The organism is Streptomyces sp. NPDC058653 (assembly GCF_042716895.1).
Taxonomy (GTDB): domain Bacteria; phylum Actinomycetota; class Actinomycetes; order Streptomycetales; family Streptomycetaceae; genus Streptomyces.
This window is the reverse complement of sequence record NZ_JBHXRM010000007.1, coordinates 172,206-190,478: the sequence shown is the minus strand read 5'-3', so window position 1 is coordinate 190,478 and position 18,273 is coordinate 172,206. Positions and strand designations below refer to the sequence as shown.

The 18,273-nt window shown below is 73.8% G+C and carries 15 protein-coding genes, 1 tRNA gene and 1 pseudogene; 10 read left to right on the top strand and 7 right to left on the bottom strand.

Annotated elements, in window-relative coordinates:
• Window positions 1–34: 34 nt before the first annotated feature.
• Window positions 35–1,438, bottom strand: a complete 1,404-nt coding sequence (locus ACFWU9_RS09135; RefSeq protein ID WP_384315884.1) for a sensor histidine kinase — start codon at window positions 1,436–1,438, stop codon at window positions 35–37.
• A complete protein-coding gene (locus tag ACFWU9_RS09130) occupies window positions 1,435–2,169 on the bottom strand; it encodes a response regulator transcription factor (protein ID WP_384315882.1) in 735 nt (244 codons plus the stop codon). The genes ACFWU9_RS09135 and ACFWU9_RS09130 overlap by 4 nt, the downstream gene beginning before the upstream one ends.
• 160 nt (window positions 2,170–2,329) lie before the next feature.
• Between ACFWU9_RS09130 and ACFWU9_RS09125 the strand changes: the two genes are divergently transcribed.
• A complete protein-coding gene (locus tag ACFWU9_RS09125; RefSeq protein ID WP_384315880.1) occupies window positions 2,330–2,905 on the top strand; it encodes a hypothetical protein in 576 nt (191 codons plus the stop codon).
• 22 nt (window positions 2,906–2,927) lie between these two features.
• On the opposite strand, the gene ACFWU9_RS09120 is transcribed toward ACFWU9_RS09125, so the two are convergent.
• The gene (locus ACFWU9_RS09120) at window positions 2,928–3,866 is read right to left on the bottom strand and encodes a spermidine synthase (protein WP_384315878.1); all 939 of its coding nucleotides are present in this window, start codon (window positions 3,864–3,866) and stop codon (window positions 2,928–2,930) included.
• Between the two features lie 24 nt (window positions 3,867–3,890).
• Complete coding sequence (locus tag ACFWU9_RS09115; RefSeq protein WP_384315962.1) at window positions 3,891–4,340, bottom strand: hypothetical protein; 450 nt, start codon at window positions 4,338–4,340, stop codon at window positions 3,891–3,893.
• 281 nt (window positions 4,341–4,621) lie between these two features.
• On the opposite strand from ACFWU9_RS09115, the gene ACFWU9_RS09110 reads away from it, so the two are divergent.
• Window positions 4,622–6,028, top strand: coding sequence for a tetratricopeptide repeat protein (locus tag ACFWU9_RS09110; RefSeq protein ID WP_384315876.1), 1,407 nt, complete (start codon window positions 4,622–4,624; stop codon window positions 6,026–6,028).
• A gap of 51 nt (window positions 6,029–6,079) precedes the next feature.
• Here the strand turns inward: ACFWU9_RS09110 and ACFWU9_RS09105 are convergent, their stop codons facing one another.
• Window positions 6,080–6,676 carry a histidine phosphatase family protein gene (locus tag ACFWU9_RS09105; RefSeq protein WP_384315874.1) on the bottom strand — a complete coding sequence of 199 codons (597 nt, stop codon included), beginning with the start codon at window positions 6,674–6,676 and terminating at the stop codon, window positions 6,080–6,082.
• A gap of 236 nt (window positions 6,677–6,912) precedes the next feature.
• Between ACFWU9_RS09105 and ACFWU9_RS09100 the strand changes: the two genes are divergently transcribed.
• From ACFWU9_RS09100 to ACFWU9_RS09070, 7 genes and pseudogenes are all read left to right on the top strand, one after another.
• Window positions 6,913–7,932, top strand: coding sequence for a phosphatase PAP2 family protein (locus ACFWU9_RS09100; protein WP_384315872.1), 1,020 nt, complete (start codon window positions 6,913–6,915; stop codon window positions 7,930–7,932).
• A complete protein-coding gene (locus tag ACFWU9_RS09095) occupies window positions 7,832–9,070 on the top strand; it encodes a hypothetical protein (RefSeq protein WP_384315870.1) in 1,239 nt (412 codons plus the stop codon). The genes ACFWU9_RS09100 and ACFWU9_RS09095 overlap by 101 nt, the downstream gene beginning before the upstream one ends.
• Complete coding sequence (locus tag ACFWU9_RS09090; protein WP_384315868.1) at window positions 9,061–10,788, top strand: hypothetical protein; 1,728 nt, start codon at window positions 9,061–9,063, stop codon at window positions 10,786–10,788. Before ACFWU9_RS09095 ends, ACFWU9_RS09090 begins: the two co-directional genes overlap by 10 nt.
• Window positions 10,785–12,140 (top strand): AAA domain-containing protein, encoded by a 1,356-nt coding sequence (locus ACFWU9_RS09085; protein WP_384315866.1) that lies wholly within the window; start codon window positions 10,785–10,787, stop codon window positions 12,138–12,140. The genes ACFWU9_RS09090 and ACFWU9_RS09085 overlap by 4 nt, the downstream gene beginning before the upstream one ends.
• A 128-nt stretch (window positions 12,141–12,268) precedes the next feature.
• Window positions 12,269–12,616: a hypothetical protein gene (locus ACFWU9_RS09080; RefSeq protein WP_384315864.1), complete on the top strand. Its 348-nt coding sequence runs from the start codon at window positions 12,269–12,271 to the stop codon at window positions 12,614–12,616.
• Window positions 12,617–12,744: 128 nt separating this feature from the next.
• Window positions 12,745–13,500: pseudogene (locus ACFWU9_RS09075) on the top strand (hypothetical protein).
• Window positions 13,491–13,564, top strand: a tRNA-Lys gene (locus tag ACFWU9_RS09070). The pseudogene ACFWU9_RS09075 and the gene ACFWU9_RS09070 overlap by 10 nt, the downstream one beginning before the upstream one ends.
• A gap of 52 nt (window positions 13,565–13,616) precedes the next feature.
• Here ACFWU9_RS09070 and ACFWU9_RS09065 read toward each other — a convergent pair.
• Window positions 13,617–14,891: a M6 family metalloprotease domain-containing protein gene (locus tag ACFWU9_RS09065; protein WP_384315960.1), complete on the bottom strand. Its 1,275-nt coding sequence runs from the start codon at window positions 14,889–14,891 to the stop codon at window positions 13,617–13,619.
• A gap of 384 nt (window positions 14,892–15,275) precedes the next feature.
• On the opposite strand from ACFWU9_RS09065, the gene ACFWU9_RS09060 reads away from it, so the two are divergent.
• Window positions 15,276–17,108: a putative bifunctional diguanylate cyclase/phosphodiesterase gene (locus ACFWU9_RS09060; protein WP_384315862.1), complete on the top strand. Its 1,833-nt coding sequence runs from the start codon at window positions 15,276–15,278 to the stop codon at window positions 17,106–17,108.
• Window positions 17,109–17,129: 21 nt separating this feature from the next.
• On the opposite strand, the gene ACFWU9_RS09055 is transcribed toward ACFWU9_RS09060, so the two are convergent.
• Window positions 17,130–18,191: an LLM class flavin-dependent oxidoreductase gene (locus ACFWU9_RS09055; RefSeq protein WP_384315860.1), complete on the bottom strand. Its 1,062-nt coding sequence runs from the start codon at window positions 18,189–18,191 to the stop codon at window positions 17,130–17,132.
• Between the last annotated feature and the right edge of the window lie 82 nt (window positions 18,192–18,273).

Genomic DNA, 18,273 nt, shown 5'->3' with positions numbered 1-18,273 from the left:
CGCCCCACCGCGCTGCCCCGCCGCGCCCGCCCGCTCAGGCCTCGACCGACGTACGGCCGTTCCCCCGGCGGCGCAGCCGGTGCCCCCGGCTCTCCCCGGTGGACCGAGTGGCGCGCCGCCCGCCGAGTCCGATCCAGATCCGTACCTCCGTGCCGCCGAGCACGGAGCGCCCGATCCGTACGTCCCCGCCGGTCGACTCGGCGACCCGGCGCACGATGTCGAGCCCCAGTCCCGTCGAGCCCTCGCCGGCCCCGCTGTTGCCCCGTACGAGGGCGGCCTCGGGGTCCGCGATCCCGGGGCCGGCGTCCGACACCAGGACGATCACGGCGTCGTCCGCGTGGTGGACGTCGACGGCGAAGGCGGTGCCCTCCGGGGTGTGCCGGAAGACGTTGCCGAGCAACGCGTCGAGGGCGGCGGCCAGTTCGGGCCTGGCGACCGGGATACGGACCGGGCGGCCGACCCCGGCGAGCCGTACCTTCCGGCCCTCGTCCTCGGCCAGCGCCGACCAGAAGTCCATCCGCTCCCGGATGACCTCGGAGACGTCGCAGCCCACACCGGGTGTCGTCGCCCGGGTCTGCGGCTTGGCCTTGCGGGCGGTACGGATGATGGTGTCGACCTCGCGCTCCAGCTGCGCGACGGCCGCCCGGGTCTGCTCGGCGGCCGGCCCCTCGCCCAGTGAGGCGGCGTTGAGGCGCAGCACGGTGAGCGGGGTACGCAGCCGGTGCGAGAGGTCGGCGGCCAGTTCTCTCTCGTTGGCGAGGAGCTGGACCACCTGGTCGGCCATGGAGTTGAACGCGATCGCCGCCGACCGCAGCTCGGTGGGGCCCTTCTCCGGGACCCGGGCGCCGAGTCTGCCCTCGCCGAGGTCGTGGGCCGCGCCCGCGAGCCGCTGGGCGGGCTGGACCATCCGTACGCCGAGCCGGTCGGCGACGGCGACCGAGCCCACGATCAGCGCGACGCCCACGCCCGCGAGGACCAGCCAGGCGGTGGCGACACCGTTGGAGACCTCGTCCTCGGGGACGAACACCTCGATGATGGCGACCTTTCCGGTGGAGATCGCGATCGGCTGGAGGAGCGCGGAGCCGCCGCTGACCTCCGCGATGGAGGCCCGGCCGAGCCGCTCGGTGGCGGTCAGGTCCTTCTGGGCGGCCCGGCGGGTGCCGATCTCCATGGGCACGCTGCCGGGCTCGCCGGAGGCGGGCACATGGACGGCCAGCTGTCCGCTGTCGCCGATGGGGCTGGACTGGACGGCCCATTCGAGCTGTTCACGGCCCTGGGCGATGGAGAGCACCGGGCCGAGGGTGGCGGCCTGGCGTTCGGCGTTGGAGAAGGCGCGGTCCTTGGCCATCTCCTTGATCACGAGCCCGAGGGGGACGGCGAAGGCGAGCACGACCATCACGGTCACCGCCAGCGAGACCCTGACCAGCGCCCACCTCATGACAGGGGCTCGTACGCGCCGGGGCCGGACGCCGACGCGCGGGGGGCCGGCGGCTCCAGCTTCACGCCGACGCCGCGCAGGGTGTGCAGATAGCGGGGCCTGGCCGCCGTCTCCCCCAGCTTCCTCCGCAGCCACGACAGATGGACGTCGATGGTCTGGTCGTCGCCGTACGACTGCTGCCACACCTCGGCGAGCAGCTCCTTGCGTGCGACCACGACCCCGGGGCGGCAGGCGAGGAAGGCCAGCAGATCGAACTCACGGCGTGTCAGATCCAGTCGCGCGCCGTCGAGTTCGGCCTGGCGGCGCAGCGGGTCGATGGCGAGTCCCCCGACGCGGATGACGCGCGAGGGCGGGTCCTCGGGGGCACTGGCGCGGGCGCGCCGGAGCACGGCGGCCATCCGGGCGGAGAGATGTTCCACCGAGAACGGTTTGGTGAGGTAGTCGTCGGCGCCGTCGTTCAGCAGCCGTACGATCTCCGCCTCGTCGTCCCGCGCGGTGGCGATGATCACCGGCACGTCGGTGATCCCGCGCAGCATCTTCAGCGCCTCGGACCCGTCGAGATCGGGCAGTCCGAGGTCGAGGATGACCACGTCGAAACGGAAGTGGGCGACCTCACGCAGGGCCTCCAGGGCGGTGCCGACGCTCCGTACGGTGTGCGAGGCCTCGGTCAAGTGCCTGATGAGGGCGGAGCGCACGAACTGGTCGTCCTCGACCACGAGCACACTTGGCATGGGCGGCACCGTACGCCATCCAGAAGACGACGGGTCCTCCGTTCGGCGACGCGGGCGGGAACACGGAAGGGAACACCGGGCCGGGAACCGGGGCGGGAACCGGGTCCGGAGCCGGGCGGGAAGGCGGGTGGAAGGACAGAGCCGGGGCGGGTGGTGCAGTATGGCCCCGATGCGCAGAGGACTCGTACATGCCATGGCGTGGACGCTGGCGACCGGGGCGGCGGTCACGCTGTCCTGGTGGGGCGTGCACACCGTCGTGGTGGGCACGGTGTACGACCGGCCGAGGGCGCTGCCGATCACCGGGGAGAACGCGACGACGCAGCGTGCCCGGCCGCAGTCCTCGTCGACGCACCGCCCGCCGCCCTCGCCCTCGCCCTCGTCCCCCGGGGCCACGGCGTCCTCCGGGGCCCCGGGCCCGTCGAGGACGCCGGACGACAAGCCGTCGGCGTCCCCGCCCCCGGAGACCCGGGAGGCCGGCGAGCCCTCGGACACCGGCCCGGCCCCCACGGCGGACGGCGACGTGAAGAGCTATCCGGTCGACGGCGGACGGGTGGTCTTCGACCTCGGCCCCCACTCGGCCGAGCTGGTCTCGGCGACGCCGGAGGCCGGCTGGCAGATGCAGGTGTGGAAGCAGGACTTCTGGATCCGGGTGACGTTCACACAGGGTGACCGGGAGGTCTCGGTCTTCTGCACCTGGCACGACTCGGCGCCGCGCGTGCAGATCGACGAGCGGTAACTCCCCGGCGCCGCCCGGGTGTTCAGTCGAAGGAGCCCGCCGGCGGCAGGGGTGACGGCTTGGCGCCCGCGTCGGTGACGGGGGCCGCGCCGCCGGTGAAGTCCCTGAGGGAGCGGCCGTGTTCGAGCCGGCCCGGATGCGGGTCGCTCGCGACCCGGCGGGTCAGCTCGGCCACCGGCAGCTCCCGGTCGGACGCGAGGAGTACGGCGTTGCCGAAGCGCCGGCCGCGCAGCACGGCGGGGTCGGCGGCGAGCGCCAGCTCCGGGAAGACGGTGGCGGCCGTGGCGATCTGGGACCGCAGATGCGCGAGCGGGGGCCCGTCCGCGAGGTTGGCCGCGTAGCCGCCGCCGGGCGTGAGCACGCGCCGCACGTCGGCGAGGAATTCGGTGCTGGTCAGATGCGCCGGGGTACGGGCCCCGTCGAAGACGTCCGTGATCACCAGGTCCGCCCAGTCGTCGGGCATCTTGGCGAGACCGGCGCGGGCGTCGGCGGAGCGGACCCGGACACGGGCGCCCGGGTCGAGCGGCAGTTCCCTGCGCACGAGTTGGACCAGGGGCGCGTCCAGTTCCACGATCTGCTGGGTGGAGCGGGGGCGGGTCGCCGCGACGTAACGGGCCAGGGTGAAGGCGCCGCCACCGAGGTGCACGACGTGCAGCGGCCGGCCGGCGGGCGCGAGGAGATCGGCGAAGTGGCCGAGCCTGCGCTGGTAGGAGAAGGAGAGGCGCGTCGGGTCGTCGAGATCGACGTGCGACTGCGGGGCGCCGTCGATCAGCAGGGTCCAGGCACGGGCGCTCTCGCGGTCGGGTGCCAGCTCGGCGAGGCCGCCGCCGACGGCTTCGGTGACGCTCTCGGACCCCGGTCCGGCTCCGGGGGCGCCTCGTCCACGTCGCCTGCTCTTCGCCGCCGGGTTCCTCGCCACCGGTCCATTATCGCCCGGCGCCGGTCGTCGGCCCCCGCTCATGGGTTCTCGCCCGGAGGCCCCGGGCTACCGGTGGCCGTCCGCCGCCTCGATCAGCCTGGCCGCCTCGTCGAGGGCCTCCCGCAGCACCTCCGGGTCCGTGACCTCGCCGATCCCGGCGTCCGGCGGCAGCAGCCACGCGCCGCCGGTCACCGGCGGCTCGGCCGGCACACGCAGCCCCCGGCCGGCCGTCTCCGTACACGCGCTGCCGGGCACGTCCCAGCCCGCGGCCGTGCCGGGCGGCACCAGGAATCCGAGCCTGTCGCAGTCGACGTCGAGGAGCACGGGTCCCACGGCGGGAGCCTCGCCCGCGCCACGGCGCAGGATGTCGACGGCCTCCAGCCCCTGCCGGGCCGGCACGGTCACCAGGTCGCAGGGCCCCCGGTGGTTCTCGGCGGTGTCACCGGGCGGCGACGCGCTCTCCTCGGCGCCGGGCGTGTGCTGAGCGGTCGTCCATGAGCTGTCACCGGTCTTCATACCGACCTCCAACTCCAACAAGGGAACCCTCCTCGTCGAGTGGAGACACGTGGCGCGTCTCCGCATGGTTCAACGCCTCGCGGCGTCAACGGCTACGGCGCGAGTCCGCCGCAAAGGGTGGCAGTTCATGGCAGATCGTGGGTGAGATATCCGGTTTGTAGCCAAACCCTGTGTGAGCAACTCGTCACAACAGGTACGTTCTTGGACGCCGGAGCGCCGGAAGCCCGGTCAACAGGTGGACCGGCAGGCACGACCAAGGTGTTCCAAGAGAGGTCTCGGCCATGGCGTCGACCAGGGCAGTTCCCAATCTCGCCTTCCGCCGGCTGCGCGGGCGCCGCTCGCCGGGAGAGTTCGCGGCGGCCGTACGCAGGGCCGCGCGCGAGATCGGTGAACAAGTGGCGTGCGACGCACGCTACATCGGCCGGGTGGAGGCCGGCGAGATCCGCTGTCCCAACTACGCGTACGAACGCGTCTTCCTCCATATGTTCCCCGGCCTCACCCTGGCCGACCTGGGCTTCTCGGCGCGCGAGAGCGTCCGCGGCCGGGCGTCCAGAGCCACGGCCGACGCCCGTACGGCGCCGGCCGCCCCCGCGAACCCGACTCCGGCCCCGACCCCGACGTACGGCGACCCAGGTGACATCAGCGAGGAGAGCGACGTGCGGCGTCGCGCATTCATGACCGGCGGCACGGCCTCGGTGGCGGCGGTCGCCTCTCTGGGCATCGGCATCGGCATCGGCGCCGCGCCGGCGGCCGCCGTCCCCGGCCCCCGGCGGGTGGGCGAGGCCGAGGTGAGCGCCCTGGAGGAGGCGGTACGCCGGATCCGGCTGCTGGACGACCGGCACGGCGCCGACGGGCTGTACCGGCGGGCGGCGCAGCCGCTGCGGACGGCGTACGCGCTCCTCGACGCGGGCACCGCCACGCGCGGGACGACGGCCGACCGGCTGCACGCGAGCGCGGGCGAACTGGCCATCTCGGTGGGCTGGCTGGCGCACGACTCCGGCCGCTTCGACGACGCGCGTTCGCACTACGCGGAGGCGCTGGCGACCGCACGGGTCGCCGGGGACCCGGCGCTTGAGGCGCACGCGTTCTGCAACACCTCGTTCCTGGCGAGGGACGCGGGCAGGCACCGCGAGGCGGTACGCGCGGCGCAGGCCGGCCGGCGCGCGGCCCGCGACCTCGGCTCGCCCCGGCTGCTGTCGCTCCTCGCGCTGCGCGAGGCGGGCGGCTGGGCCGGGCTCGCGGACCGTACGGCCTGCGAGCAGTCGCTCGGCCAGGCGCACTCGCTCTTCGAGCGCGGCCCCTCGGACAGCGATCCGGAGTGGATGTCGTTCTTCGGCGAGCCCGAACTCCAGGCACTGGAGGCGCAGTGCCGGGCGGCCCTGGGCGACTGGTCGACGGCGGCCCGGCACGCGTACCGGGCCACGGTCCTCCTGGACCCGCACTTCACCCGCAATCTCGCGCTCTACCGGGCGGAGTTGGCCGTGGACCTGGCGCGCTCGGGCTCCCTCGACGAGGCCTCCGCCGCCGGCCACCGGGTGCTCGACCTGATGGACGAGGTCCAGTCGTCCCGTATCCAGGGCATGCTCGCGGGCATGGTGCGGGTGCTGCTGCCCCGGCGCCGTACGGCGGACGTCGGCGCCTTCCTGGACCGCCACGCGTCGACGGCGGCGACGGCGCACCGGGTCTGACGGCACCGGCCGGGCGATCCGTGAGAAGGGCCCCGGGTCGGTCGGCGCGGCTCAGCCCGCGAGATGCCCAGTGTCGTTCCAGATGTCGATCGCCGGCGCCCCGTACGCCCAGTCCAGGACGGACAGCGACGTCGGCGCCAGCCGGATCCGGGAGGCGAAGGACACGTCCTCCCCCAGCCAGCGCGCGCCGATCGCGCGCAGGATGTGGCCGTGCGCGAAGACCAGCACGTCACGGTCGGCCGAGCGCGCCCAGTCCACGACCTCGTCGGCGCGCGCGGCGACCTGCGCCAGGGTCTCGCCGTCCGGGACGCCGTCGCGCCAGATGAACCAGCCCGGCCGCACCGCCTGGATCTCCGCCGGGGTCATGCCCTCGTACGCGCCGTAGTCGAACTCCATCAGCGCGTCCCAGGGCCGGGCCCGTCCGGCGAACCCGGCCAGCTCACAGGTGTCGCTCGCGCGCAGCAGCGGACTGGTGCGGATCTCCGCGTCGGACAGCCCGGACCACGGCTCGCGGTGCAGCCGCTCCCCCAGGAGCTTCGCGGCGCGCCTGCCCTCGTCAAGCAGAGGGACATCCGTCCTGCCGGTGTGCCTGCCCGACAGCGACCACGCCGTCTGACCGTGCCGGGCGAGGAGGATGCGCGATGCCATGGAGACTCTCCCTGAGGTTCACAACAGGTGCCCTCACATCATCCCGCACCTGAACACGGGGCAACCTCCGGGACGATCGCGGCGTCCCCCTGATCAGCCGACGATCACGTCGCGAGGCGCGTCCGCCGACGCACGAGGGTTCTCCGGGGGGACCCCTCGCGAGCGCGCGATCGCCTACACCGTACGGTTGAACGTCGGCGGAAGGCCGCGTGAAAAGCATGAGGGAGAGCGTTCGGATGCGGCAGACCGACCACGCGCGCACCACCCGTCGGCCCCACTGGTGGGCCGAACTACTGCTGCTGGCGGTGTTGTACGGGGGGTACTCGGCGGGTCGGGTCCTGGCGCGGGGCGATGTGTCGACGGCCGTCGACCACGGACTGGCGATCCTCCGAATAGAGAAGGCGTTCTTCCTGAACGCCGAACATCCGCTCAACCGCCTCTTCACGGACACCCCGGCCCTCGGGATACCCGCCGACTTCATGTACGCCTCGCTGCACTACATCGTGACACCCGCCGTACTGATCTGGCTCTTCCGCCGCCGTCCCGCCGGCTACCGGGCGGCCCGTACCTGGCTGATGGCCTCCACCCTGCTCGGCCTGGTCGGCTTCACCCTCCTTCCGACGTGCCCGCCCCGGCTGCTGGACGCCTCGCACGGCTTCGTCGACACGATGGCGCAGTACAGCTCCTACGGCTGGTGGGGCACGGAGGCGAGCGCTCCGCGCGGGCTGGGCGCGATGACCAACCAGTACGCCGCGATGCCGAGTCTGCACGTCGGCTGGGCGCTGTGGTGCGGGGTGCTGCTGTGGCGGCACGGAAAGGCCCCGCTGCTGCGGGCCGTCGGCGCCGTCTATCCGGTCGTCACCCTGATCGTCGTCATGGGGACGGCGAACCACTACTTCCTCGACGCGGTCGCCGGTGCCGCGGTGATGGGGGCGGGCGCGCTGCTGACCGGGCCGGTCCTGCGGGCCGCCGACCGGGGGTGGGCGCGGGCGGTGGGCCGGTACGCGTTCGTGGGCCGGCTGGCGCGGGTGGCCGCGTCGGACGCGCGGCCCCCGGTGAAGGGCGGTTCCGTCACGGTCGCGAAGGGTTCGGCGCACTCCCCGGCCGTCCCGGTAGGACACCCGAATGTCAGTGAGGGATGCGAGACTTCCGCGGGTGAGCGAATACCCGGGCAGCGCACCCGCACCAACAGCAGCACCGGCCACCCCGGCAGTACCGGAGCCGCGACCGGCGACGCTCCGGCAGCGGCTCGCTGAGCTGCGCGGACCGGACGTCGCGCCGCATCCGCTGGACGCCCGCGCGCTCGCCGCTCTCGCCGCCAACCCCGGCTGTGGCCGCCGTGCGCTGCTCGACGGCGCCGGGGTCGACAAGACCGCGCTCGCGGCGGCGCTCGGCTCTCCCGCCCCGTTCGGTCAGTCGCAGTTCGCGTTCATGCGGGGCAACGCCTTCGAGGCGCGGGTGAAGGCCGACGGCGGTACGGAACTGCTGCGTCTGCTGCACGAGCGGACGGGCGCGGGGTCACCGGCGCCGATGCCCGGTCAGACGCGCGTCCCCGATCTGTCCGCGGCCGGTCCCGAGGGACGTGTCGCGCGTACGGCGCTGGCGCTGCGCGAGGCGGCGGAGGCGGCCGGCGGGTCCGAGGCGTGGACGCTGCTCGTGCACCCGCTGCTGGCGCTGGAGGTGGCGGGCTCGCCCGCCTATCTGGAGCCGGACGCCGTGGTGGTGCGGCCCGACGGCCGGTGGACGGTCGTGGAGATCAAGTCCTTCCCGATGATCGACGGTTCGGCCGACCCGTCGAAGGTGGGGGCCGCGGCGCGGCAGGCCGCCGTGTACGTGCTGGCGCTGGAGCGGGTCGCCGCCCGGGTGACCGGCTCCCGGGTGGACCACTCGGTGCTGCTGGTCTGCCCCAGGGACTTCTCCAACCTGCCGACGGCCTCGGTCGTCGACGTACGCAAACAACTCTCCGTGACCCGGCGGCAGCTGACCAGACTCACCCGGATCGAGGACATCGCGGCCTCCCTGCCCGACGGCGCCAGTTTCGATCTGGAGCGGTGCTCGCCGGCGGAGCTGACGGCGGCGGTCGACGCGGTGGGGGCGGCGTACGCGCCGGAGTGTCTGGCCGCCTGCGAGCTGGCCTTCCACTGCCGGGGCCAGGCCCGCTCCGCCGGCGCCGTGGAGGCGCTGGGACGGGGCGTACGGGGCGAGTTGGGCGGGCTGACGACGGTCGGCGCCGTCCTGGCGGCGGCGCGCGGCGAGAGCGCGCCGGGGGCCGCCGACGACGACCCGACGGTCGTGGCGCTGCGCAGGGCCGCCGCGCTGCGCGCCGAGGCGCTGGAACCGGTCCCCGGGGGCCCGGGGTCCGTCCCGGAAGGCGCGGTCGCCGGATGTCGCTGATCACCACCCTGGCCCGGCTGGAGGCGGTGGAGAGCGGGCGCGCGCAGCCGCTGGCCACCGTGCGCCACCGGCGGCTCTCCGAGCGCCCGCTCGTCTTCGTGCCGCTCACGACGGCCGGTGAGGCCGGTGCCCCGCTCGGCGCCCTCGTGGGTACGGACCGGGAGTCGCCCCGTCTGCTCTCCGTGGCGCAGCCCCGCGACCGCGATCTGCGGTTCGCCTTCCTCGCCGATCTGGCGGAGGTGCTCCTGCCGCATCTGGACGCGTACGCGGACGAGGTCGAGCCCGCCGAACGCGCGGAGACCGACCCGGAGACGGGCCGACGCGTCAAGGTGGAGGTCGATCTCTGTGTGGACGCGCCGCAGTTGATCGTGCCGAACCGGCCGGGTGTCGACTTCGTGCGGCTGCTGGGGCGTTCGATGCGGTTCCGGCGTACGGCGGAGCAGGACCCGGACACGCCGTATCCGGCGCCCGCGCGCGTCCCGCTGCTGGGCCGCTGGCTGACGCACTACGGCGAGCGGGCGCGGGTGCCGGGGTCGTCGCTGCTGCTCGCGGCGACCGATCTGCTCAACAGGCACTGGGCCACCGGGCAGTCCAGTCTGGAGGACCAGCATCTGGGCGCGCTGCTCGCCTGGATCGACCCGCCGCACGGGGGGTCGGGGCGGGACGCCGCTCTCCGAGCGGAGACGGAGCGGGACGGCCGTGGGCAGTTGCTCTGCCCGCCCGCGGGCCCGGCGACGGACCCGGCGTTCGACAACAGGCTGCTGGCGCCGGCGATCGACGAGTACGACCGGGCGCGTCAGTCGCTCGGGGCCGCCGAGGACGGTCCGGGCGCGGACGAGCAGCTGGGCCGGCTGACGAGGGCCGAGCGGGAGATCCGGCGGCTGCTGGAGAGCCAGGCGCGGCCGACGTGGGACGCGGTGTGGCGGGGGCTCGACCTGGTGCGGGAGCTGCCGGAGGGGGCGCGGGTCGCCGACCGCTGGACGCGCGACCGCTGGTCCTTCACGGGCCACCGGGACCGGGTGCGGTCCGGCGAACCGCCGCAGCCCCGGCACGACGACGCGGTGACGGCGGCGCAGAAGCTGGCCTCGCGGGAGACCGCACAGGCGCAGTTGGAGGCGCAGGAGGCGCTGGACGACCCGCTGGTGCTGGCCGGGCGCAGACTCTCCGGCGAGGCGTTCATCGGGGAGGTGACGGACGTGGTGATGGCCTACAGCGAGGGCAGACGGCCGGGTCCGCGTCCGCTGATCACCCTGTACAGCGAGGACCGGCCGCAGCTCGGCGAGCGCGCGAAGGTCTACCGCTCGCTGGACGGCAAGCCGCAGTCGGCCGAGTTCGTCGAACGGGAGCCCGGCGGGCACGGGATGCTGGTGGTGCGGCTGACGGACCGGATGGGCCGTGGCAAGGAGCCCGCCGAGGGGTCGGTCCCCCGGAAGGGCGACCGGATCGCCTGGACCCTGTTCGAACACGACCAGCGCGGTGGCCCGAAACTGCCGTCGGCGGAGGAGACGCCGTGGACGCACGGGGGGCCGCCGGGCGCGGAGGGCGCGGGCACCGTGAGCACGTCTGCTCCCGACGCCGGTGCCGGTGGCGCGGACGTGGCCGGTCCCGTCCTCGGAGCCGTACGCCTTCCCGAGTCGCATACGCCGGCCGACGACGCGCCCGCGCCCTCTCTCCCCCTCCCGCTTCCCGACCCGGTGACCGAGGACGACTTCCTGTGACCGCCACGACCGCATCCGACCGGGCCGGTTTCGATCCCGGCGCCGAGGCCGCGCGGGCCACCGACGCGATCCTGTACGACACGCTGCACGGCGCCTACCGGGGCGTGGTCGTCGACTCGCCGCCCGGCGCCGGGAAGTCGACGCTCGTGGTGCGCGCCGCGCTCGAACTGGCTGCGGCGGGAAGGCCGTTGATGGTCGTCGCGCAGACCAACGCGCAGGTGGACGACCTCGTCTCACGGCTCGCCGAGAAGGCCCCGGACCTGCCGGTGGGCCGGCTGCACAGCAACGACCCGGATCCGTACGACCCGTCGCTGGACGAGTTCCCGTCCGTACGGAAGTCGGCGAAGGCGGCCGATCTCGCGGGCCTGGACGTCGTCGTGTCCACGGCCGCCAAGTGGGCGCATGTGCAGGGCGTCGAGCCGTGGCGGCACGCGATCGTGGACGAGGCGTACCAGATGCGGTCGGACGCGCTGCTCGCGGTCGCGGGGCTCTTCGAACGGGCGCTGTTCGTGGGCGACCCGGGGCAGCTGGACCCGTTCAGCGTGGTCGGCGCGGACCAGTGGGCGGGGCTGTCGTACGACCCGTCGGCGAGCGCGGTCGCCACCCTTCTCGCGCACAATCCCGAACTGCCGCAGCACCGGCTCCCGGTGTCGTGGCGGCTGCCGGCGTCGGCGGCGCCGCTGGTGTCGGACGCGTTCTACCCGTACACGCCGTTCCGCAGCGGTACGGGCCCGGCGGACCGGCGGCTCACCTTCGCCGTCCCGTCCGACGGCTCGGGCCCGGACCGGGTGGTGGACGAGGCGGCGGCGTCGGGCTGGGGTCTGCTGGAGCTGCCCGCGCGTCGTACGCCCCGTACGGACCCCGAGGCGGTACGGGCGGTGGCGCTGGTGGTCCGCCGGCTGCTGGACCGGGGCGGCGCGACGACCGGCGAGCGCGGCCCGGGGGCGGCGCCGCTGACGGCCGACCGCGTCGCCGTGGGCACGGCGCACCGCGACCAGGCGGCGGCGGTCCGCGCGGCGCTGGCGGAGCTCGGGGTGACGGGGGTGGCCGTGGACACGGCGAACCGGCTCCAGGGCCGTGAGTTCGACGTGACGGTCGTCCTGCACCCGCTCTCGGGCCGCCCGGACGCGACGGCGTTCCATCTGGAGACGGGCCGCCTGTGCGTGCTCACCTCCCGCCACCGCCACGCCTGCGTCGTGGTCTGCCGGGCGGGCGTCCCCGAACTGCTCGACGAGCACCCGTCGACGGAGCCGGTCCAGCTGGGAGTCACGATCAAGTTCCCGGACGGCTGGGAGGCGAACCACGCGGTCCTCTCCCACCTCGCGGAACACCGCGTGACCTGGACGCCCTGAGACCTGCTCGCGCCGGGCGGTCCGGGCGACCCCGAGGCCCACTTGCGCGGGGCGGGACAATGGACGGTGGCCGTGGCGAACACGTGCGACATCACAGGCACCCGCACCAGGACCAGCAGGAGGCACACATGGCGGAATCCGAGTCGAGTCAGCGGCGGCTGCGGCCCGCCCCGCTGCTGTTCGAGCCGTCGGAGGCGGCCTCCGATCCCGAGCACTTCTTCGACCTGGAGTCCATCGACGACCCGGGCGCCCTGCTGGACCGGGCCACCGAGCTGACGCTCGCCTTCCGGGCCGCGACCGACCGGGCCGTGGAGTTCCAGGCCCTCGCCGCCGCCCAGCTCGCCGACCCGCGGCGGTTCGACCGGCTCACGCCCGCCGACATCGCGGCACGGGCGGAGTGGACCGAGGACTACGCCAAGAAGATGGTGGAGTTCGGGCGGGATCTGCTGCGGGACGGACGCACCCCGGGAGAGTGAACGGGCGGGTTCTCCGGCCGGCCGCCTGGCATATGCCGGGCCGCAGGTTACGCCCTCCCGCACCACCCTGTCCCGATTTCCGGCAACTCCCGGGAACGGGTCGGTTACTCCCGGTAGATGTAGATGTCATGAGCGCATGGCTGCGAGAAGAATCCCCCTTGAGTCCGGGTGCCTGTGACGACGAGCGCCGGACCGACATCTTCGACTACCTCCGTGAGGACGGCCGCCATCACACCGCGCAGGTCACCGCCGCCGGCGCCGGCTGGCTCGCCTCGGCGGAGCCGTATCCCCGTTCCACGCTCTCCCTCTGGGAGGCCAGACCGACGACCCCCGGAGTGCTGCCCTGCGGCGCCGTCTTCGACGTCGTCAACGTGCCCGCCGTCTTCGGCAGACGTGTGCTCGACCGGCTGTGGTCCGACGGCCCCGGCTCCGGACCGGTCGCCACGCACCGGGGCCGGACGATGCTGTTCGCGGCCCCCGGCACCGCCCAGCGGCTGCCGTCGCTGCTGGCCTGGGAGGAGTGGGGGCGCTCGGCCCCGGAGGGCGCCGCCCCGGCCGTACCGCCGCTGCTCTGCCACGGCTCCGGCGACGCCGTGACCGTCCCGCCGCTGGTGCCCGCGCCCTGTCCCGCGCCGCGCTGGGTGGTGGCCCCCGACACCCGCCATCCGTGGCTGCCGGGCCCCGAGGTCCTGCTGTGGGCGTGCGTCCGGGCGGGCCGCCCCAGGTTACGGACGGCGGTCACCCGCCCCCGGACCGACGCGGTGGCGAGCCTGCCGGGTTCCCGCCCCTGAGCAGCGCACCAGCGTCGCCCGGGGCCTGTCATATCGATTTTTCTTCGCACCGATCCTGGTGCTAAGGTCTACGACGTCAGCAGGCGCCGCTAGCTCAGTTGGTTAGAGCAGCTGACTCTTAATCAGCGGGTCCGGGGTTCGAGTCCCTGGCGGCGCACAGACACGGAAAGCCCCCTGCGGAAGCGGGGGGCTTTCTCGTACGCCCGGGGTCAGACGCCCGTCGTGACCTTCACCGTCCACGCGCCCGTCCGTGTGCGGTCGGCCACCTCCACCTTCGTGCCCTCCCCCGGCACCGTGAACGTCTCCCCGACGCCCAGGGGCGCGTCCGCCAGCGGTGGATAGACCGACTGGTCCCAGCACGCCTCGCTGTCCGGGTGGGTGTCGATCACCTCGATGGGGCCGCCGCCCGACTCGGCCTCGCCCTCGACCCGGTAGATCAGGACCCCCTCGTTGCAGGTGGTGGCGTCGTTGCCGGTCGCGCCGCGCGCCTCGATCGCGAGGGCGGAGTTCTCGCCGGTCCTGACCACCGCGAGCCGGGTCCCGGCGCTCGCGCCGGGCGGGGGCGCGGTGTCCAGCGGTTCCAGGGTGAGCATGCTGCTGCCGGTGGGCTTCACACAGCTGATCTGCCGTCCTTCGAGCCAGCCCAGTTTCCATTTGTGCCAGCCGAACAGGTCGGGCGAGAGTCCGAACTGGCTGCCCATCACATCCCAGTCGCCGACGTGGGTGTCCCAGTCGCCCTTGCCGTCGGTCGGCCGGTGGTAGAGGTCGGGCAGGTCGAACACGTGGCCGGTCTCATGGGCCAGCACATTGCGGTCCGGGGGATGGCGCTCGAAGACGGTGACGACGCGCTTGATGTCCGTGCCGTCCGCGCTGAGCGGATGGTCGAAGTTCACCACCTTCGTCGCGTCGGAGTCCACGCCGGGCGCGTCCGGGTCGGCGACCAGATAGACGAGGTCGTACCGCGAGAAGTCGATCACCGGATCGGCGACCGAGAGCGCGTCCTTGAGATACGCCGTGCGCATCGCCGGGTCCCAGTCGCGCCTTATGGCGTAGTCCGTGGAGGGGCGGGGCATCTCCACCCACCGGAGCCGCGGGTGCGGGCGCAGGGCGAACTTCCCGTACGAGGCCCGCTCGAAGAATCTGCTGGTCGCGGGGAAGTGGTCGGCCACCAGCTCGGCCGGTTCGAGACGCGGCACCCCGTCCGGGAAGGAGAGGAAGACCATGACGGCGTCCAGGGTCCTGGCCGGGCGCGGATAGGAGGCGTTCCAGGTGTCGAGGCCCAGGGAGTGGTGCGCGGCGGTACGCGGCAGGGCGCACGGCCCCGCGGAGTGGGCTGCCACGGCGGGGCCGGCCACCAGTGAGGTGGCGGCGACCGCGACGAGGGAGGTGAAGGCCGCGGCCGTGCTGCGCAGGCGCGGCCGTTCCACTCCCCCGTGTGTCGGGCGACGCTCCACGTGGACCTCCGGCTGTGGAATGCGGGACAGCTCACCCACCTTGTGCCTTTTTGCCGGAGGACGCCCTGTTCCAGTGGCCCGGTTGGGTGAGTGGACGACACCCCCGACGGATCACGGAAAGTCACAACCGATCAGGACGAGTCCGTCCCGCGCCGCAGCCGCGCAGAAACGATCGTCCCCGGTCCCGGCGTCGACCTCGCGCGCCCCCGTTCACCACCGAGGAGCTGGAACGGCCCAGTGGCCAGCCTCTATGATCGGCAGACTTATCTGCGCCGACCATCCCGAATCCCCCTGTACGAGACCACTGCACCGCGGGAGCGAGCCGTGAGCGGAACCTCCGAAAGGCCGCGGCCTGCGGCAGTCGCGGCACCCGATTCCAGCACGCCGTCGCTGACGGAGAGTGATGCTCTGGCCATGCGGGACGGTACGGGCTTCGCGTTCGGCGAGCTGCGGACCCTCACCCGCCCGGCGCCCGCGCGGCCCACCCCCGCCGGCCGGCGGGGCGAGCGCGAGAACCCCGGCCACCAGGCCGACCTCCGCGACTACCGCGCGGCCTTCAACGCCGCCCGGCTCCCGATGGCCGTCGTGGACCGCCGGGGCACCGTCGTCACCGCCAACGACGCCCTCGCCGAGCTGGTCGGCGCCGAACGCTCCGCACTGCGCGACCGCGCCGCCGCCGACCTGGTCGACCTCGCGTCCGACGACCGGACCTGGCACGCGTACCACGAGGTGCTCCGGGGCCGCCGCTCCCGCTTCCGCTGCACCCGCCGCCTCAAGCACCCCGACGGCCGCACGCTCTGGGCCGAGGTCACCGTCGCGCCGCTGCCCGACGGCGGCTCGGTGCTGCTCTCCCTCTCGGACATCAGCGAGCGGCGCGAACTCCAGGCCAGGATCCGCCATCTCCAGATGCACGACCCGGTGACCCGGCTGCCCAACCGCACGCTGTTCTTCGAACGGCTCTCCGCCGCGCTCGAATCGTCGTACGACCATGGCAGAACAGGGCGGATCGGGCTCTGCTATCTGGATCTCGACGGGTTCAAGGCCGTCAACGACACCCTCGGGCACCGGGTCGGCGACCGGCTGCTCGCCGCCGTCGCGGGCCGGCTCACCGAGTGCGCCGACAACGACGCCCACAGCCGGGGCGGCAGCCATCTCGTCGCCCGTCTCGGCGGTGACGAGTTCGCGATCCTGGTCGAGGACTCGGCCGGTACGGAACAGCTCGCCGACCTCGCCCGCGCCGTACTCGCCGCGCTTCAGCTCCCCTTCGACCTGGCCGGGCAGCGGCTCTCGGTCTCGGCCTCCATCGGCGTCGTCGAACGGACCGCCGACGGCACCACGCCCACCGGCCTGATGCAGGTCGCCGACACGACGCTGTACTGGGCGAAGGCGGACGGCAAGGCCCGCTGGACCCTCTTCGACCCGGAGCGCAACGCGCACCGGATGACCCGCCAGGCGCTGTCGTCCACGCTGCGCCCGGCGGTCGAGCGCGAGGAGTTCGTGCTCCAGTACCAGCCGCTGGTGGGAATGGCCGACGGCGTCCTCCAGGGCGTGGAGGCGCTGGTCCGCTGGGACCATCCGCAGTTCGGCATCCTCGCGCCCAACCGCTTCGTCGGGATCGCCGAGGAGGACGGCTCGATCGTCCAGCTCGGGCGCTGGGTGCTGCGTACGGCCTGTCTCCAGGCCCGTCGGTGGCAGCGCGACCACCCGGCGGAGCGGCCGCTGTTCGTGAGCGTCAACGTCGCCGTACGGCAGGTCTGGGACTCCGACCTGGTGGCGGACGTGGCCGCGATCCTCGCCGAGACGGGCCTCGCGCCGCATCTGCTCCAACTGGAGCTGACGGAGTCGGCCGTGATGGGCTCGGCGGGCCGGCCGCTCCAGGCGCTCCAGGCGCTGAGCGACATGGGGGTGCGGATCGCGATCGACGACTTCGGGACCGGCTACTCGAACCTGGCCTATCTGAGCCGGCTGCCCGTCTCCGTACTGAAGCTGGACGGCTCCTTTGTACGGGGCTTCCGTTACGACGGCGGCGCCCACCCCAATCCGGCGGACGAGACGATCGTCGAGACGCTGGTCCATCTCGCGCACCGGCTGGGCCTGACCGTCACGGCGGAGTGCGTGGAGACGGCGGGGCAGGCGGCGCGCCTGCGCGGGATCGGGTGCGACACCGGGCAGGGCTGGCTGTACTCGCGGGCGGTGGGGCCGGAGCGGATCGCGGAGATGATCGGGACCGGCCCGCTGAAGGTCTGACCCGGCCCCACCGCCGCACGGTCAGGCGGGCAGGCCGTACGCGTCGGCGATCAGACCGTAGCTGTGGAGCCGGGCTTCGGCGCCGTGGGCGTTGGCGGTGAGCATCAGCTCGTCGGCGTCGGTGCGCTTCTGGAGGTCGTCGAGTCCGGCGCGGACGGCGTCCGGGGTGCCGTGGACGATGTTCGTCAGCCAGCCGTCGACGAAGTCACGCTCCTGCGGGCTGAAGCTGTACGCCTCCGCCTCCTCGGGCGTCGGTACGAGTCCGGGGCGCCCGGTGCGCAGCCGCAGCATCGACAGCGCGCCGGTCAGGACCTGCCGGCGGGCCTCCTTCTCGTCGTCGGCCGCGAGTGCGGCCACGCCGATCAGCGCGTACGGGGCGTCGAGCACGGCGGACGGCCGGAAGGACTGGCGGTAGAGCTCCAGCGCGGGGATGGTGTTCTGCGCCGAGAAGTGGTGCGCGAAGGCGAACGGCAGCCCGAGGGTGGCGGCGAGCCGGGCGCTGAAGCCGGAGGAGCCGAGGAGCCAGATCGGCGGGCGTGCGGCCGGGCCCTGGACAGGTCCGGGGACGGCGTGGATCCGGGAGTACGGGTGCCCGTCCGGGAAGTCGTCGTCCAGGAAGCGGGTGAGCTCCGCGAGCTGCTGCGGGAAGTCGTCGGCGCCCTCGTTCAGCCGGTCGGTGCGGCGCAGTGCGGCCGCCGTCGCCCCGTCGGTGCCGGGCGCCCGCCCGAGCCCGAGGTCGACGCGCCCGGGGGCGAGGGCCTCCAGCGTGCCGAACTGCTCGGCGATGACGAGCGGGGCGTGGTTGGGCAGCATGACGCCGCCCGAACCGAGCCGGATCCGCTCGGTGTGGGCGGCGAGATGGGCGAGGATCACGGCGGGCGACGAGGAGGCGACGCCGGGCATCGAGTGGTGCTCGGCGACCCAGTGCCGCTGGTAGCCCCGGCGCTCGGCGAGCTTGGCGATCTCGACACTGGTCCGCAGCGAGTGCCGCGCGGTGCTTCCGCTGCCGACGGTGACCAGGTCCAGTACGGACAGCGGGACGGGCGCGTCGCCCAGCGTCGTCCCTCGAATTGCGTCAACCACCGGTGCGAGCCCTCCTGAGCGGGAATCAAGTACAACCCCCGGCAACAGGAGGACGGCTCCGTTTTATTCCCGGCCCGGGGGC

Coding starts and splice junctions, on each gene's coding strand:
- ACFWU9_RS09135 (WP_384315884.1), bottom strand. CDS start 1,438: ATGAGGTGGGCGCTGGTCAGGGTCTCGCTGGCGGTGACCGTGATGGTC.
- ACFWU9_RS09130 (WP_384315882.1), bottom strand. CDS start 2,169: ATGCCAAGTGTGCTCGTGGTCGAGGACGACCAGTTCGTGCGCTCCGCC.
- ACFWU9_RS09125 (WP_384315880.1), top strand. CDS start 2,330: ATGGCCCCGATGCGCAGAGGACTCGTACATGCCATGGCGTGGACGCTG.
- ACFWU9_RS09120 (WP_384315878.1), bottom strand. CDS start 3,866: ATGAGCGGGGGCCGACGACCGGCGCCGGGCGATAATGGACCGGTGGCG.
- ACFWU9_RS09115 (WP_384315962.1), bottom strand. CDS start 4,340: ATGAAGACCGGTGACAGCTCATGGACGACCGCTCAGCACACGCCCGGC.
- ACFWU9_RS09110 (WP_384315876.1), top strand. CDS start 4,622: ATGGCGTCGACCAGGGCAGTTCCCAATCTCGCCTTCCGCCGGCTGCGC.
- ACFWU9_RS09105 (WP_384315874.1), bottom strand. CDS start 6,676: ATGGCATCGCGCATCCTCCTCGCCCGGCACGGTCAGACGGCGTGGTCG.
- ACFWU9_RS09100 (WP_384315872.1), top strand. CDS start 6,913: ATGCGGCAGACCGACCACGCGCGCACCACCCGTCGGCCCCACTGGTGG.
- ACFWU9_RS09090 (WP_384315868.1), top strand. CDS start 9,061: ATGTCGCTGATCACCACCCTGGCCCGGCTGGAGGCGGTGGAGAGCGGG.
- ACFWU9_RS09080 (WP_384315864.1), top strand. CDS start 12,269: ATGGCGGAATCCGAGTCGAGTCAGCGGCGGCTGCGGCCCGCCCCGCTG.
- ACFWU9_RS09060 (WP_384315862.1), top strand. CDS start 15,276: ATGCGGGACGGTACGGGCTTCGCGTTCGGCGAGCTGCGGACCCTCACC.